12 protein-coding genes are annotated in these 14,031 nt (G+C 66.2%); 8 read left to right on the plus strand and 4 right to left on the minus strand.

Features of this window, described 5'->3' with window-relative positions:
- Positions 1-80 precede the first annotated feature (80 nt).
- Genes ACTU6V_RS04670 through ACTU6V_RS04680 form a run of 3 tightly spaced genes read left to right on the plus strand, consistent with a single transcriptional unit; the run spans position 81 to position 2,110 of the window.
- Positions 81-869, plus strand: a complete 789-nt coding sequence (locus ACTU6V_RS04670; protein WP_443467779.1) for a MerR family transcriptional regulator — start codon at positions 81-83, stop codon at positions 867-869.
- A gap of 46 nt (positions 870-915) precedes the next feature.
- Positions 916-1,302 carry a hypothetical protein gene (locus tag ACTU6V_RS04675; protein ID WP_443475073.1) on the plus strand — a complete coding sequence of 129 codons (387 nt, stop codon included), beginning with the start codon at positions 916-918 and terminating at the stop codon, positions 1,300-1,302.
- Positions 1,303-1,306: 4 nt separating this feature from the next.
- Positions 1,307-2,110, plus strand: a complete 804-nt coding sequence (locus ACTU6V_RS04680) for a nitroreductase family protein (RefSeq protein WP_443467777.1) — start codon at positions 1,307-1,309, stop codon at positions 2,108-2,110.
- A gap of 8 nt (positions 2,111-2,118) precedes the next feature.
- Here the strand turns inward: ACTU6V_RS04680 and ACTU6V_RS04685 are convergent, their stop codons facing one another.
- Positions 2,119-3,633, minus strand: coding sequence for an FAD-dependent oxidoreductase (locus ACTU6V_RS04685; protein WP_443467776.1), 1,515 nt, complete (start codon positions 3,631-3,633; stop codon positions 2,119-2,121).
- 105 nt (positions 3,634-3,738) lie between these two features.
- Between ACTU6V_RS04685 and ACTU6V_RS04690 the strand changes: the two genes are divergently transcribed.
- From ACTU6V_RS04690 to ACTU6V_RS04700, 3 genes are all read left to right on the plus strand, one after another.
- The gene (locus ACTU6V_RS04690) at positions 3,739-4,128 is read left to right on the plus strand and encodes a fluoride efflux transporter FluC (RefSeq protein WP_443467775.1); all 390 of its coding nucleotides are present in this window, start codon (positions 3,739-3,741) and stop codon (positions 4,126-4,128) included.
- Positions 4,125-4,484 (plus strand): fluoride efflux transporter FluC, encoded by a 360-nt coding sequence (locus tag ACTU6V_RS04695; protein WP_443467774.1) that lies wholly within the window; start codon positions 4,125-4,127, stop codon positions 4,482-4,484. Before ACTU6V_RS04690 ends, ACTU6V_RS04695 begins: the two co-directional genes overlap by 4 nt.
- Before the next feature lie 77 nt (positions 4,485-4,561).
- Entirely contained in the window at positions 4,562-7,744 is a 3,183-nt protein-coding gene (locus ACTU6V_RS04700) for an efflux RND transporter permease subunit (protein WP_443475074.1), read from the plus strand.
- Between the two features lie 32 nt (positions 7,745-7,776).
- Here ACTU6V_RS04700 and ACTU6V_RS04705 read toward each other — a convergent pair whose 3' ends face one another.
- Positions 7,777-8,673, minus strand: a complete 897-nt coding sequence (locus tag ACTU6V_RS04705; RefSeq protein WP_443467772.1) for an aldose 1-epimerase family protein — start codon at positions 8,671-8,673, stop codon at positions 7,777-7,779.
- Positions 8,674-8,909: 236 nt separating this feature from the next.
- Between ACTU6V_RS04705 and ACTU6V_RS04710 the strand changes: the two genes are divergently transcribed.
- Positions 8,910-11,180, plus strand: coding sequence for a DEAD/DEAH box helicase (locus ACTU6V_RS04710; protein WP_443475075.1), 2,271 nt, complete (start codon positions 8,910-8,912; stop codon positions 11,178-11,180).
- Positions 11,181-11,287: 107 nt separating this feature from the next.
- Here the strand turns inward: ACTU6V_RS04710 and ACTU6V_RS04715 are convergent, their stop codons facing one another.
- Together ACTU6V_RS04715 and ACTU6V_RS04720 are read right to left on the minus strand one after the other, a co-directional pair.
- The gene (locus tag ACTU6V_RS04715) at positions 11,288-11,827 is read right to left on the minus strand and encodes a YaeQ family protein (RefSeq protein ID WP_443467770.1); all 540 of its coding nucleotides are present in this window, start codon (positions 11,825-11,827) and stop codon (positions 11,288-11,290) included.
- A 32-nt stretch (positions 11,828-11,859) separates the two neighbouring features.
- Positions 11,860-12,909 carry an Rv2578c family radical SAM protein gene (locus ACTU6V_RS04720; RefSeq protein WP_443467769.1) on the minus strand — a complete coding sequence of 350 codons (1,050 nt, stop codon included), beginning with the start codon at positions 12,907-12,909 and terminating at the stop codon, positions 11,860-11,862.
- Positions 12,910-13,076: 167 nt separating this feature from the next.
- On the opposite strand from ACTU6V_RS04720, the gene ACTU6V_RS04725 reads away from it, so the two are divergent.
- Positions 13,077-14,006 (plus strand): ribokinase, encoded by a 930-nt coding sequence (locus ACTU6V_RS04725; RefSeq protein ID WP_443467768.1) that lies wholly within the window; start codon positions 13,077-13,079, stop codon positions 14,004-14,006.
- Positions 14,007-14,031 lie beyond the last annotated feature (25 nt).

The following is a 14,031-nucleotide window of genomic DNA, read 5'->3' on the forward strand; positions in this document are numbered from 1 at the left end:
TTTGTCAAGAGGGTTCGGGTGTTCTTCTTGACATTGACGCGACGTCAACTTTTACAGTGGCGTATCGAGAGGAGGTCGCTGTGAGCACACAGGATTGGTCGATCCAGGAGATCGCACGGCTGGCGGGAACCACGAGTCGAACGCTGCGTCACTACGACGACATCGGACTGCTCGCCCCATCGCGCATCGCCCGCAACGGCTACCGGCACTACGACCAGACGGCCCTCGTGCGGCTGCAGCGCATCCTGCTGCTGCGGGAGCTGGGGCTCGGCTTACCGCAGATCAGGGAGCTGCTCGATGCAGCCCATACGGATGCCGGTGAGGCATCCGCTCTTGAAGCGCATCTCGCGTATCTGCGCGAGGAGCAGAACCGGCTGTCGCGGCAGATCGCGTCGGTCGAGATGACCATCAATGCAATGAAAGCAGGTGAATCTCTCATGGCAGAGAACATGTTCGACGGCTTCGATCACACCCGATACAGGGACGAAGTGCAACACCGGTGGGGCGAGAAAGCCTACGCCGACGGCGATCGCTGGTGGATGGGGATGGCGGAGGTCGAGCGCGCTGAGCGGCAGCGACGGGTGTCCTCCCTCGCACGCGACTGGATTGCCGCAGCCGAGACGGGAGCCGCGCCGGATTCAGACGAGGCACAGGCGCTCGCGAAGCGTCACGTGGACTGGTTGCGCGACGTACCGGGCACACCGGCATCCGTGGACGGTGGGGACGGGAAGGCCTATGTCACCGGCCTCGGCGAGATGTACGTCGCTGACCCGCGCTTCGGTGCGAACTATGCCACCGCCGACGGCGGGACCCGCGGGGCAGAGTTCGTCCGTGACGCGCTGCGCGTCTACGCGGAGGCGAATCTCTAGGCGCCCGATCGGGACTTCGGCGGCCACCGGGACGTAGGGTCGTGACATGAGCTGTCGCTCGGAGTCGACTGCGCCGCCGCTGTTCGCAGCAGCGGCGGTCAGCTATGCGGCGAACTGCGCTCTGGGAGCCGTGGTCGCCGCACGGCTCGTCGACAGCAGCGGCTTTCGCTGGCTGCATCACGCGCTGTACATCGCCACGTGCGCCTCGGTCGTCGCAGCGATCGGCGCGGGCTTGGTCGGTATGGGCGCGTGGGGTGACCGGCGGGAGGCAGGTCGCCGAGCGGCCCTGGCGCTGATGCCCGCTGCCGTGCCGCTGACGGTGATCGCCTTCGTGGGAGCACGCACCCGGTGGCATCCTCTCATCGCGCTGTCGGCCGCCCCCTTCATCGCCGCGGGCCTCGTCTGCTCTCGGGCGGACTCTCATCGAAAGTGAACGCATGGAACTGCTCGATGCCATTCGCCGTCGCAAGACCACCAACGGGGCCTTCCTGCCAGACCCGGTCTCTGAGGAGCACCAGCGCGTGCTGCTGGAAGCGGCCGGGCGCGCTCCCTCTCAGCTGAACAGTCAGCCGTGGCGTTTCGTCGTGATCGAGAACCGCGAGACGATCGACGAGATCGCTCGGATCTCCGGCGAGAGCATGACCGAGGCGATGTCGAATGGCACGTTCTTCGAACGGTACAAGCCCTACTTCCGTTTCAGCCAGGCCGAGATGGACGCCACACGCAGCGGGATGCTGTTTGACAGGCTGCCCGCGGCGCTTCGACCCTTCACCAGCCAGGTGTTCACGAAGCGCGGGCAGGCGCTCATGAACGCCTTCGGTGTGCCCAAGACGCTCGGCGCCGACAACCGCAAACTCGTGGCGGGCTCGCCGCTGCTGCTCGGGGTCATGCTCGACCGCAGCGAGAATCGTCCGGGACAACTGTCGTCGTTCTACTCGGTGTTCAGCATGGGGGCCGCGATGGAGAACGTGTGGCTCACGACCCTCGAGCTCGGCATGGGGATCCAGTTCGTCTCGTTTCCGATGGAGGTCCCCGGCCGCTGGGACGAGATCGTCCGGCTGCTGCACGTTCCCGACGATCTTGAGCTGATGGCCGTGTACCGCCTCGGCTACCTGCCGCCCGAGCAGCGCCGTCCGTCGATCGACTGGTCCAGCAGCCAGCGCAAGCGCGTCTCGCAGTACGTCTTCCGAGAGGACTGCGAGACGCCGCAACAGGGATGGGACTCGCCGCCCACCGCGTGACTGCGGCGTCAGTGCTGCTGCGTCAGATCGCGCAGCGCGGGCCCCTCGATGCGCGTGCCGTCGGGGCCGAAGCGCGAGGCGTGCAGCGGACAATCCCACGTGTGCTCGGCGTCATTCCAGTTCAGGACGCCGCCGAGATGCGTGCACACCGCGCGGACAGCCCGAGTGACGCCATCGACCGTCGAGACTCCGACCGGGCAGCCGGCTCGGTTGGCGACGACTCCGGTGCCCTCCGCAGGACGCGGTACCGGGACAGCGTGCTTCTCGGCGTCGGTCCATCCACGCGCCAGGAATCCCGCGACCCGGCCGCCTTCCGCCACCCCTCGACCGATATCGGCCGGCACGGTCAGGCGGGTTCCGATCGTGGTCATCCATTTCGGACGGTCGGATCTGGGGGTGCCGGTGATCTCGCTCGTCAGGCGCAGGGCCGCAGCCGGAGCGTTCGACAGCCCCCACTTCGCGTAACCGGTGGCGAAGCGGATGCGTCCGAGACCTCGGGGCATCGCACCGACGAACGGAATGAGGTTGTGCGATTCGTAGTCCTGCGCTGACCAGCGGTGGGTCTCCTCGGCATCCGGGAAGTGCTGCTGGGTCCATTCGATGAGATCCTCGACTGCTGCCCCCTCGTCGTCGTGGCGGCCGACCGGGTGACCGTTGCCGCTGACGACGAGCTGCGCGGCCTCCGCCGGGCCATCCGCCTCGGACACCGGACGAATCGATCGGGTGGGTCCGTCCACGGAGATGAAGGTTCCAGCGGGCAGTTGTCCTGGAACCCGGAACGAGACGCAGGAGGAGCGCATCCCTCGCACCTTGGCGAAGTAGAGACCGCGGTCGATGACCGGGGTGCCGGTCGCGAGCACGATGTGGTCGGCGAACAGGGGGCCAGCGGCGGTGTCGATGTGCGGATGGGGCAACGCGTGCGCACCGGTTGCTCGGATGCCGGAGTGCAGCGTCCCGCCCGCGACAATGAAGCTCTCCGCCAGAGCCCGGGCCACCCGCACGGGATCGATCGTGACCTGATCGTCGAGTGCAACGCCGCCGGCTGCGGGGAAGGGCAGCGTCGAGAAGTCTCCCGCTGCCAGCATCCGAACGCGCAGGCCCGTCTCTCGGGCGGCGGCATGGACGGACGCCGCAGAGTCGAGTCCATCGGGACCGGTCGCATAGGAATGATCGGTACGGCGCCGATAGGAGACGCCCACCTCGTCGGCGAAATCTGTCAGCCACTGCATTCCGGCCCGGTTCGCGTCCACGTAGGCCTTCACGAGCGATGCGGGATGGTGTCGCCGGATCTTCGCCAGGGTCTGCCCCTGCAAGAGGGAGAGCTTGCCGGTGTTGCCGCCGGAGGCGAGCTCCGCGACACCGCCGGAATCGACCACGGTGACGTCGAGTCCCCTGCGGGTGAGCATCAGCGCGGTCGAGAGGCCGGTGAGCCCGGCGCCGACGATGACCACGTCGTGCCGTGCTCCCGGCTCGAACGGAGAGCCAGTGGGAAATGCCGGGGTGATCTTCCACAGGGATGTCATGGCGTCAGTCAACGTCTTCTGCGGCGTCGTTCCCACAGCCTTGACATCTGCCGCGTGCGCTGGCAGGAGTCATGAAGCGCGGATGCCGCGACTAGAGTTGCCGACGTGAACCTGCGCCGGCTTCTCCTCGTCATCCTCGGCGGGATGCTCGGCACGGCGGGCAGGCTCGGAATCGAGCTTCTGCTTCCGAACTCGGGGGGCTTCCCCTTCGCGACGCTCATCGCCAACGGGCTCGGGGCGCTGCTGATCGGAATTCTCGCCTCGCGGCCCTTCGGCGAGCTCAGGGACCGAGGGCGGGATGCGAGGCTGTTCCTCGGCACCGGCATCCTGGGCGGGTTCACCACCTACAGCGCGTTCGCGGTCGGCTCTGTGGGGCTGTGGGTGGACTCTCCGTTCGCCGCTGTCGTCTACGTCGTGCTGACGCTGGGACTCGGAATCGGCGCGGCCGCACTCGGTCTCAATCGGCGTCGGTCGCGGGCGGGGGGCGCCGAATGACGCCGCTGCTCTTCCTCCTGGCATCCGTCGCCGGCGGCGTGGGCGCGGGCCTTCGCTACCTCGTTGACCTCGGCGTCATGTCTCTCACGCGAGGGCGGTTTCCCTGGGGGATCGTCGTGGTGAACGTCACCGGCGCCTTCGCGCTCGGCGTGGTCACCGCGGCCATCCCCGATACGGCGTTCATCGTCGGGGCAGGCCTACTCGGCGGCTACACGACGTTCAGTACAGCAATGCTCGACACTCTTGCGCTGTGGCGCGACGGTGAGCGCCCCGCATCCGTTCTGCATCTTCTGGGAACCTTCGCGGCATCTGTTCTTGCGGCGCTCGCCGGACTCTGGATCGGATTCGCGCTCTGACACAGGTGATAGCCCGATCCCTGTGAAAGACTGGCCGCACACCCTCGCGCTAACTTCACAACCGAGAGACACACGCCTTGTCGAACCTCGCCGTTCTCAGCCTGCGCAATCGCGCGCTGATCGCCCTCATCACGATCGTCGCCGCCGTCTTCGGCGGGCTTGCACTGACGAACCTGAAGCAGGAGCTCATTCCTTCCCTCGAGCTGCCAGCGCTCATCGTCATGACGACGTACCCCGGCGCCTCTCCCGAGGTCGTCGAGAATGACGTGTCGACGCCGATCGAGACCGCCATCCAGGGGGTCCCTGGGCTCGAATCGACGAGCGCGACGAGCACGACCAACGCCTCCATCATCCAGGCGACGTTCACGTACGGTGAGAATCTCGCCACGGCAGAGCAGAAGATGCAGCAGGCGATCAACCGCATCTCTAATCAGCTTCCGGCAGACGTAGAGCCCCAAGTGCTGTCGCTCTCGCTCGATGACTTCCCCGTCATTCAGGTCGCTGTGACCGGCTTCGACAACGCCGAGACCGCGCAGGCAGATCTCGAAAACGTCGCGATCCCGGCTCTGGAGGATGTCGATGGCGTCAACGCGGCGCAGATCGTCGGTGGGCTCGGACAGCAGATCACGATCACCCCTGATCAGGCGGCGCTCGCAGCGGCCGGCCTCAGCACACAGGCGATCCGCGATGCGCTGGAGCAGAACGGCACCCTGTTCCCCGGTGGAGACATCACCGAAGACGGTCAGACGCTCACGGTGCAGACCGGAGCGAAGATCACCTCAGTCGAGGAGATCGCCGCTCTCCCGCTCGTCGGTTCGGATGCCACGATCGCCGACGTCGCGACCGTCGCACTCGAGACGGAGCCGGTTTCGTCGATGTCGCGCGTGAACGGCGAGGACGCGCTGTCGATCTCGATCACCAAGCTTCCCGCCGCGAACACCGTCGAGGTGTCACACGGCGTGATCGCCGCGATCGATGACTTGAAGAAGACATTCCCCGACGCCGAGTTCACGATCGTGTTCGACCAGGCGCCGTTCATCGTGCAGTCCATCGAGACGCTCGCCACCGAGGGCCTGCTCGGACTCGTCTTCGCGGTGCTCGTCATCCTGGTGTTCCTGATGTCGATCCGCTCGACGCTGGTCACCGCGATCTCGATCCCGACGAGCGTGCTCATCACGTTCATCGGTCTGCAGGCATTCGGCTACTCGCTGAACATCCTCACCCTCGGCGCGCTCACGATCGCGATCGGCCGCGTGGTCGACGACTCCATCGTCGTGATCGAGAACATCAAGCGGCACTACGTCGGTGATGCGAACAAGGGCGATGCGATCCGACTCGCGGTGCGCGAGGTCGCCGCGGCGATCACCGCATCGACCATCACGACCGTCGCGGTGTTCCTGCCGATCGTGTTCGTCGGCGACATGGTCGGCGAGCTGTTCCGTCCGTTCGCGATGACCGTGACGATCGCGATGGTGGCATCCCTCCTGGTCTCGCTCACGATCGTTCCGGTGCTTGCGTACTGGTTCCTGAGGCCCGGCAAGGAGCTCACCGACGAGAACGGTCAGGTCATCGACCCCGAGCACCAGGATGCTCCGCCCACCAAGCTGCAGCGCGCATACCGTCCGATCCTGCACTGGACGCTCAAGCACTCCGGTCTCACCGTGATCCTCGCGATCGTCGTGCTCGGCGGAACGCTGGCTGCCGCCCCGCTGATGAAGATCAACTTCCTCAGCGACTCCGGCCAGAACACCATGACCGTCACTCAGGACCTAGGTCCCACCGCGAGCCTCCAGGCGAAGAATGACGCCTCGCTCGTCGTCGAAGAAGCGCTGGACGGCATCGACGGAATCCAGAACGTGCAGGTCTCGGTCGGCTCCAGCGGTTCGCCGCTGATGGATGCCTTCTCGGGCGGCGCCGGTGTGACGTACTCAATCATGACTGAATCGGGTGCTGACCAGGAGAAGCTCCGCGCCGATGTGCTGGATGCCGTCGACGGGCTCGAGGGCGTCGGCGAGATAAGCGTCAACGCCGCGGCCAGTTTCGGATCCAGCGATATCGAGGTCAACATCACCGCGCCGAGCGGCGAGGTGCTCGCCGAGGCGACGGATGCGGTGACCGAAGAGCTCAGCGGGCGTGACGGCATCGGCCAGGTCACGAACAACCTCGCAGCATCCCTGCCGTACATCGCAGTCGTCGTCGATCGGGATGCTGCAGCCCAGCGCGGCCTCTCGGAGGTCGCGGTCGGCGCGCTCGTCTCGAACACGATGCGGCCGCAGCAGATCGGCTCGGTCGAGATCGACGACAGCGCTCTCACGGTGTACCTCGCCGCGGCAGAGCCTCCCGCGACCATCGAGGACCTCCGCGCACTGACGATTCCGACGATGACCGGCTTCGTGCGCCTCGATGAGATCGCGAGCGTCGACGAGGCCGAAGGCCCGACGTCGATCACGACTCAGCAGGGACGCCGGACTGCCACGATCACTGTGCCCCCGGCATCCGACAACCTCGCGACCGCGACTGCGTCTGTCACTGCGGCCCTCGAGGCTGTGGAGCTGCCCGACGGTGCCTCCGCAGAGGTCGGCGGCGTCGCATCGCAGCAGGCTGATTCATTCTCGCAGCTGGGGCTCGCGATGCTCGCGGCGATCCTGATCGTCTACGTCGTGATGGTGGCGACCTTCAAGTCGCTGCGCCAGCCGCTGCTGCTGCTGATCTCGGTGCCGTTCGCGGCGACCGGCGCGATCCTGCTGCAGATCGCGACGGGTGTGCCGCTGGGGGTGGCATCCCTCATCGGAGTGCTGATGCTGATCGGCATCGTGGTGACGAACGCGATCGTGCTCGTCGACCTCGTGAACCAGTATCGCGAGAAGGGCCTGTCCGCGCATGATGCGGTGATGGCCGGTGGCGAGAAGCGTCTGCGTCCGATCCTGATGACGGCTCTCGCGACGATCTTCGCGCTCACGCCGATGGCGCTGGGAATCACCGGTCACGGCGGCTTCATCTCGCAGCCGCTCGCGATCGTCGTGATCGGCGGACTCATATCGTCGACCGTGCTGACGCTGGTCGTTCTACCTACGCTCTACAACCTCGTCGAGGGCGCGCGCGAGCGTCGCGCTGCCCGCAAGACCGGGCCGAACGAGGGCGGGGCAGGGCCTGACGAGGGCGGCGCCGGGGACGGGCCCGCGCCCGAGGGCCCGGATGCTCCGGAGGATGCTGCCGAGCACCCGCTCACGCGTCGCGAACTGCGTGGGCAGCGAGCGTAGCGCTCGCCGCAGGCGGGAGGATCTCGCGGGCGTTAGCTGAACTCGATACCCCAGCTGAGCGTCCAGGTCTCACCGGATGCGAGCCGGCGGATGCCGAGACCGCTGTTGAGTCCGTCGACCGGCGCCGTCATCGGCTCGATCGCGACGGCGAGGTCGTGGCCGGGATAGTTCGTGGTCGTGAACACCTGGACGAACTCGAAATCCTGTTCCTGCCACACCGTGACGCGCCGGCCATCGGGCGCGGTCAGCGAATGCCGGATCAGGCCGTCCTTGTCGGGGATCAGATCGGCGAAGCCTGTGTCGAGGGTGATGCCGCCGAGGCGCACTCCGGTGCGCAACTCGTCTGACGCCGGAGTGGCTTTGAGTGGAAGCATCCGCTCGTCAGTCTCGAGCTGGGTCTTCGCCGGCACGCGCAGCACGAGGTTGCGGGGATCGACGTCGCCGATCGTCACGAAGGGATGCGTGCCGAGTGCGACAGGGGCTTTCTCGGCCGAGCGGTTCATCAGCGTGTGGGTGACCTTGATGCCGGCCTCGGTCAGCGCGTACGTGACCGAAGTCGCGATCTCGTACGGGTAGCCGGTCTGCGGGTGAATCGTCGCCCGAAGAGTGGTGGCAGCATCCGTCTGCTCGATCCCGTACGCGGTGTAGCGGAGCAGTCCGTGGATGGCGTTGTTCAGCTTCGGCTCTGAGATCGAGAGCTGCCGGACGGTCCCGGCGTCCTTCCACACACCATCGCGCACGCGGTTCGGCCACGGGGTGAGGACGACGCCCGAGCACGAGGGGGTCGGGATGTCTTCGGGGTAGCGCGAGACGAGATCGACACCTCCGACGGTCAGTCCACGAAGGGATGCTCCGACCTGGGCGATCTGCGCAGTGACTGCACCGCGCGTGAGGTGGATCTGAGTGCCGGTGGGAGAAAGGGAGTTCACTCCGACTATCGTAGGGGCACCTTCACAGGTGGGTCGGGTAATCTTGTGCGGTCGGCTTCGGGCACCCGCGACTGCGCGGGAGAATTCTGAATCAAGTGTGAGCCCAGGGGCCGATGGTTACTAACCATCACATGAATGGCCCCGGCCGATGGATGCTCGGGTATGTCCGCTCTGCGCTGATCTCTGTGCGCTGTCCGCGGATGCTGTTCTCGTGTCAGAGACAGTCAGGAAACACCATGCCCAAGAATGGCAAGCCCAAGGGCGGCCGCCCGTCCCGTAACTTCGAGCCCCGGTACGCGAAGAAGACGTCGTTCCACGACCGTCACGCCGGTGGCCAGCCCGCCGCTCGCGATTCACGCGACTCCTACGAGTCGCGTGACTCTCGTGATTCGCGTGACTCTCGTGATTCTCGCGACTTCCGCGGTGCGCGGCCGGATGCTTCGGACCGTCGTTCGTCGGCCCCGCGCGCAACCGGCGGCGACCGCTTCGAGCGTCGGCCAGGAAGCAAGAGCCCCAGCCACCGCGGCTACCGTCCTGCGGAAGCAGAGGGAGGCGCCCCGAAGCGTCGCTGGAGCGACCAGGATCGTGCCGGTCGTGATGAGGTCCGTGGCATCCGCGGCCGAGCCGAGTCCGGGCGTCGCGAATCGCCGAACCACCAGGGCGAGCGCCCGCGTTACAACAGTGAGCGCCCGCGATTCCACGGTGAGCGCCCGCGTTTCAACAATGAGCGTCCCGGCTACAACAGCGAGCGTCCTTCGGGGGAGCGTCGTTACAACGACCGTCCGAATCGCGATGACCGCGGATCTGAGCGTCCTCGTTTCAACCACGACCGCGGATCTGAGCGTCCTCGTTTCAACCGTGACGAGCGTCCGAACCGCGACGACCGTCCGCGCTTCAACAACGATCGCAACGATCGCAACGATCGCGGTGGCGAGCGTCCTCGCTACGACCGTGGCGAGCGTCCGCGCTACAACAACGATCGCGGTTCCGAGCGCCCTCGCTTCAATAACGAGCGCAATGAGCGTCCGAGCCGTGACGAGCGTCCCCGTTTCAACAACGACCGCAATGAGCGTCCGAGCCGCGATGAGCGTCCGAGCCGTGACGAGCGCCCCCGTTTCAACAACGACCGCAATGAGCGTCCGCGCTACAACGACGATCGCCGCAGCGAGCGTCCGCGTCGCGATGACCGCGAGCAGCGTCCGACCCGTGACAACTGGAACGGTTCCGCCCCGGCGAAGAACGCGAAGTTCGAGCCGACTGAGGATGTCGTCCACGAGCGCCTCGAGGCCAAGGTCGTCGCCGCTCCCGAGGTCGAAGGCACGACGTTCGCTGATCTCGGGCTCGGCTCGAACATCGTCGAGACGCTGAGCGGAATGGGGGCGGCAGCGCCGTTCCCGATCCAGGCCGCGACGATCCCTGCGATCCTGCAGGGCCGCGACGTACTCGGCCGAGGACGCACTGGCTCCGGCAAGACGATCGCCTTCGGTGCTCCGCTTGTCGAAAGCATCCTGAAGGGCCAGGCCGGAAAGCGACGCGAATTCGGTCGCAACCCGCAGGCGATCATCCTCGCTCCGACGCGTGAACTCGCGCTGCAGATCGACCGCACTGTGCAGCCGATCGCTCGCAGCGTCGGCCTGTTCACCACCCAGATCTACGGCGGTGTGCCGCAGGGGCGCCAGGTCGGTGCGCTGAAGAAGGGCGTCGACATCGTGATCGGCACTCCGGGCCGCATCGAAGACCTCATCAACCAGGGCAAGCTCGACCTGTCGGACTGCCGCATCGCGGTGCTCGATGAGGCCGACCACATGTGCGAGCTCGGTTTCGTCGAGCCTGTGCAGCGCATCCTGCGTCACACGGCAGAGGGCAGCCAGAAGCTGCTGTTCTCGGCGACGCTTGACCGTGAGGTTGCGGCGCTCGTCGAAGAGTTCCTCGTAGACCCCGCCGTGTACGAGGTCGCCGGCGAGGACCAGGACTCCGGCACCATCGACCACCGCGTGCTCGTCATCGACCACCGGGACAAGGCTGAGATCCTGACCTCGATGGTCGACCGTGCGGGCAAGACCCTCGTGTTCGCCCGCACTCGCGCCTATGCCGAGATGCTCGCCGAGCAGTTCGACGATGCCGGCATCCCTGCGGTGTCGCTGCACGGTGACCTCAACCAAGCCAAGCGCACGCGCAACCTGCAGCGCATGACCTCTGGGCGTGTGAGCGTGCTGGTTGCGACGGACGTCGCGGCTCGCGGCATCCACGTCGATGACATCGATCTGGTGATCCAGGCCGATGCGCCCGACGAGTACAAGACGTACATGCACCGTTCTGGTCGCACTGGCCGTGCCGGAAACTCCGGTCGCGTCGTTACGCTGATCACACGTCAGCGCGAGCGACGGATGAGCGAGCTGCTCGGACGCGCAGAGATCGATGCGCCGTTCGAGAAGGCGCGCGCCGGCGACGACGTCATCGAAGAGATCGCGGGGCGCATGCCCACTGAGGCCGAACTGACGGCCTGATCACTCGATCTCCGCAGTCAGCTGCGGGAGGGGGCTCGGAATCTGATTCCGGGCCCCTTCTGCGTCCTTCAGGCTTTATAAGGGTGCAGCGGCGTACGGATGAAGCCTCAGACGGCGGAGTGCGCGTGCACGGTGCTGCTCAGCGTCGTGCCGTTCAGGTCGAGATACAGCTGGCCTTCGGTGACAGTGAGAGTCACGGTGCTTCGACGCTCGAGCAGCTCGACGGCGGCGGTGATGAAGTCGGATTCGAAGCTGAAGACCTCGAGCGCTTCGACGTTGTGGATGCGCTTGCCCGACCACGTGGCGATGACCTTCGCCGGGTCGCGATGCGTGTAGACGGCGGCGCGTTCGGCGATCCGGCTGCCGTGGTGCAGGCGCTCGGCATCGGGCGCGCCGACCTCGATCCAGGCCATCACGGCGCCGGTGAGGTCGCGCACGATGACCGTCGGCTCATCGGCCGACGAGATTCCTTCACCGAAGGCGATTCCTTCGGTGTATTCCAGGCAGTACGCGAGCAGCCTGGTCACCATGTACGCATCGGTCTCGGACGGATGCCTGGCCACCCGCAGCGTGAAGTCGTCGTACACACCCCGGTCCATGTCTGCCAGTTGCACAGTGAACGTGTAGATCGTCGAGCCGATTGCCATAACTCTCGAGCCTACGGGGCGCGGCAGATCGGTCAGAACAGCATCGGCTGCGGGGCTGGTGCCGGGATGGTCGGTGTGAGCACCGACGGGCGGATGAGCCGGCGGGCGGGGTACGCGTCGTCGGAGTACCGCGCCTCGAGACCGTGCGCGCGGATGAGCGGTCTGATCCGCTTCGCCAGCCACTGCCGGTATGCCCCCGGAGCATCGGCTGCGGCGCCAGGGTACAGCCCGTGATACGAGGCCATCAACTCCGGATGCTCGCGCTGAAGCCACTGCATGAACCAGGGCTTCACCCCGGCGCGCAGATGCAACGCGCCGTAAATAGCGTGGTCGGCACCGGACTCCGTGATCCGGCGCAGCGCGTGGTCGATGTGCTCCACGGAATCAGTCAGATGCGGCATCACCGGCATGAGGAACACGCCAACCCGGAACCCGGCATCTGCGAGTGCACGCACTGTGTCGAGGCGCGCTTGCGTCGAGGGCGTCCCGGGCTCGATCGAGTGCTGCAGCGCGTCGTCGTACATTGCAATCGACATCGAGATGTCGACCGGAACGGATGCCGCGGCCTCGACGAGCACCCCGATATCGCGCCTGATGAGCGTGCCCTTGGTGAGGATCGACATCGGAGTGCCGGATTCCGCCAACGTGCGAATGATCTCTGGCATCAGCCGGTACCGCCCCTCGGCCCGCTGATACGGATCGGTGTTGGTTCCGAGAGCCACCGTCTCGTGCTGCCAGTTGCCGCGTCTCAGTTCGTTCCGCAGCACCTCGGCGATGTTCGTCTTCACGACGATCTGCGAATCGAAATCTGCGCCGCCGTCGAGGTCGAGGTACTGGTGGGTGCCGCGGGCGAAGCAGTAGAGACAGGCGTGGCTGCATCCGCGGTACGGATTGATCGTCCAGCTGAACGGCATCCTCGACCCGCCGGGAACGTGGTTGAGCGCGGACTTCGCGAGCACCTCATGGAACGTCATTCCCGCGAACTCGGGTGTGGTGACCGAGCGCACGATTCCGCTGCGATTCTCGAGACCGGGGAGGGCCGCGGAGTCGACGTCGGTGATCGATTGTCCCTGCCAGCGCATGATGAAAGTAGAACATATGAACGAGTAGCTATCAAGTAGTGACCCGCTTCATTCGTGCATAAGAGTCAATACGGCCGTGATGCGCATCGCGATATCGTCGATGCGGACGCTGAGCGCGCGGCCAGCGCGGACGTGCTGCGAACGATGCTCGGCAGAGAGGAGTCCGCATGAGCGTCGTCATCGTCGGCAGCGTCAACCAGGATGTCGTAGCCCAAGTCGAGCGGATCCCCGGCCCGGGCGAGACAGTGCTGGGAACGACGCTAACGCGCTCGGGCGGCGGCAAGGGGGCCAACCAGGCTGTCGCAGCACGCCGAGCAGGAGGGGTAGAAGTCGCCTTCGTCGGAGCCGTCGGCAAGGATGCCGATGGGGTGACGCTTCGCGCTGCGCTGGAGAGCGACGGGATCGACGTCTCGGGGCTCGCCGACGTTGACGGTCCGAGCGGAACGGCTCTCATCTCGGTCGATCGCAATGCAGAGAACACGATCGTCGTCGTACCCGGCGCGAACGCTGTCCTTCCGCAGCTGACCGAAGCCCAGCGCGAGGTCGTGGCGCGATCGCGGGTTCTGCTCACACAGCTCGAGGTTCCTGTTTCGCTCGTCGAGGATGCCGCAGCGCGCCGCCCCGACGGCACCTGGCATGTGCACAACGCTGCGCCTTCTGGTCCGTTCGTCGCAGCGGCCGAGCGACTGCTGCCCGGAATTGACGTGCTGATCGTCAACGAGCATGAGGCGCTGGAGGTTGCAGGTCGCTCCGACCTCGACGCCGCGGCATCCGCTCTTGCGGCGCAGGTGCGCGCGCTCGTCGTGACTCTGGGTGAGCGCGGTTCGCTCATCGTCGTCGGTGATGAGCGAACCGAAGTGCCGGCATTCACCGCGCGGGCGATTGATACGACTGGCGCGGGCGATACGTTCTGCGGTGTGTTCGCGGCCCGTCTCGCCGCATCCGACAGACTTCCGGTCGATGTCGACATCGATCTTCTGGCCGACGCCGCGATGTGGGGCGCTGCCGCATCGGCGATCTCCGTGAGTCGTCCCGGCGCGCAGGATGCCGTTCCCGATGTCGCCGAAGTTGCGAATCTGCGCCAAGACAGGGAGTAACGTGCGCCCATCGTTCAGCAATAAT

The organism is Microbacterium zouquanmingi (genome assembly GCF_052266675.1).
GTDB lineage: Bacteria > Actinomycetota > Actinomycetes > Actinomycetales > Microbacteriaceae > Microbacterium.

Bases quoted from the DNA above. Each gene is read 5' to 3' on its own strand.
- ACTU6V_RS04680 (WP_443467777.1), top strand. From the start codon at position 1,307: ATGGAACTGCTCGATGCCATTCGCCGTCGCAAGACCACCAACGGGGCC.
- ACTU6V_RS04675 (WP_443475073.1), top strand. From the start codon at position 916: ATGAGCTGTCGCTCGGAGTCGACTGCGCCGCCGCTGTTCGCAGCAGCG.
- ACTU6V_RS04715 (WP_443467770.1), bottom strand. From the start codon at position 11,827: ATGGCAATCGGCTCGACGATCTACACGTTCACTGTGCAACTGGCAGAC.
- ACTU6V_RS04685 (WP_443467776.1), bottom strand. From the start codon at position 3,633: ATGACATCCCTGTGGAAGATCACCCCGGCATTTCCCACTGGCTCTCCG.
- ACTU6V_RS04720 (WP_443467769.1), bottom strand. From the start codon at position 12,909: ATGCGCTGGCAGGGACAATCGATCACCGACGTCGACTCCGCGGCCCTC.
- ACTU6V_RS04710 (WP_443475075.1), top strand. From the start codon at position 8,910: ATGCCCAAGAATGGCAAGCCCAAGGGCGGCCGCCCGTCCCGTAACTTC.
- ACTU6V_RS04695 (WP_443467774.1), top strand. From the start codon at position 4,125: ATGACGCCGCTGCTCTTCCTCCTGGCATCCGTCGCCGGCGGCGTGGGC.
- ACTU6V_RS04725 (WP_443467768.1), top strand. From the start codon at position 13,077: ATGAGCGTCGTCATCGTCGGCAGCGTCAACCAGGATGTCGTAGCCCAA.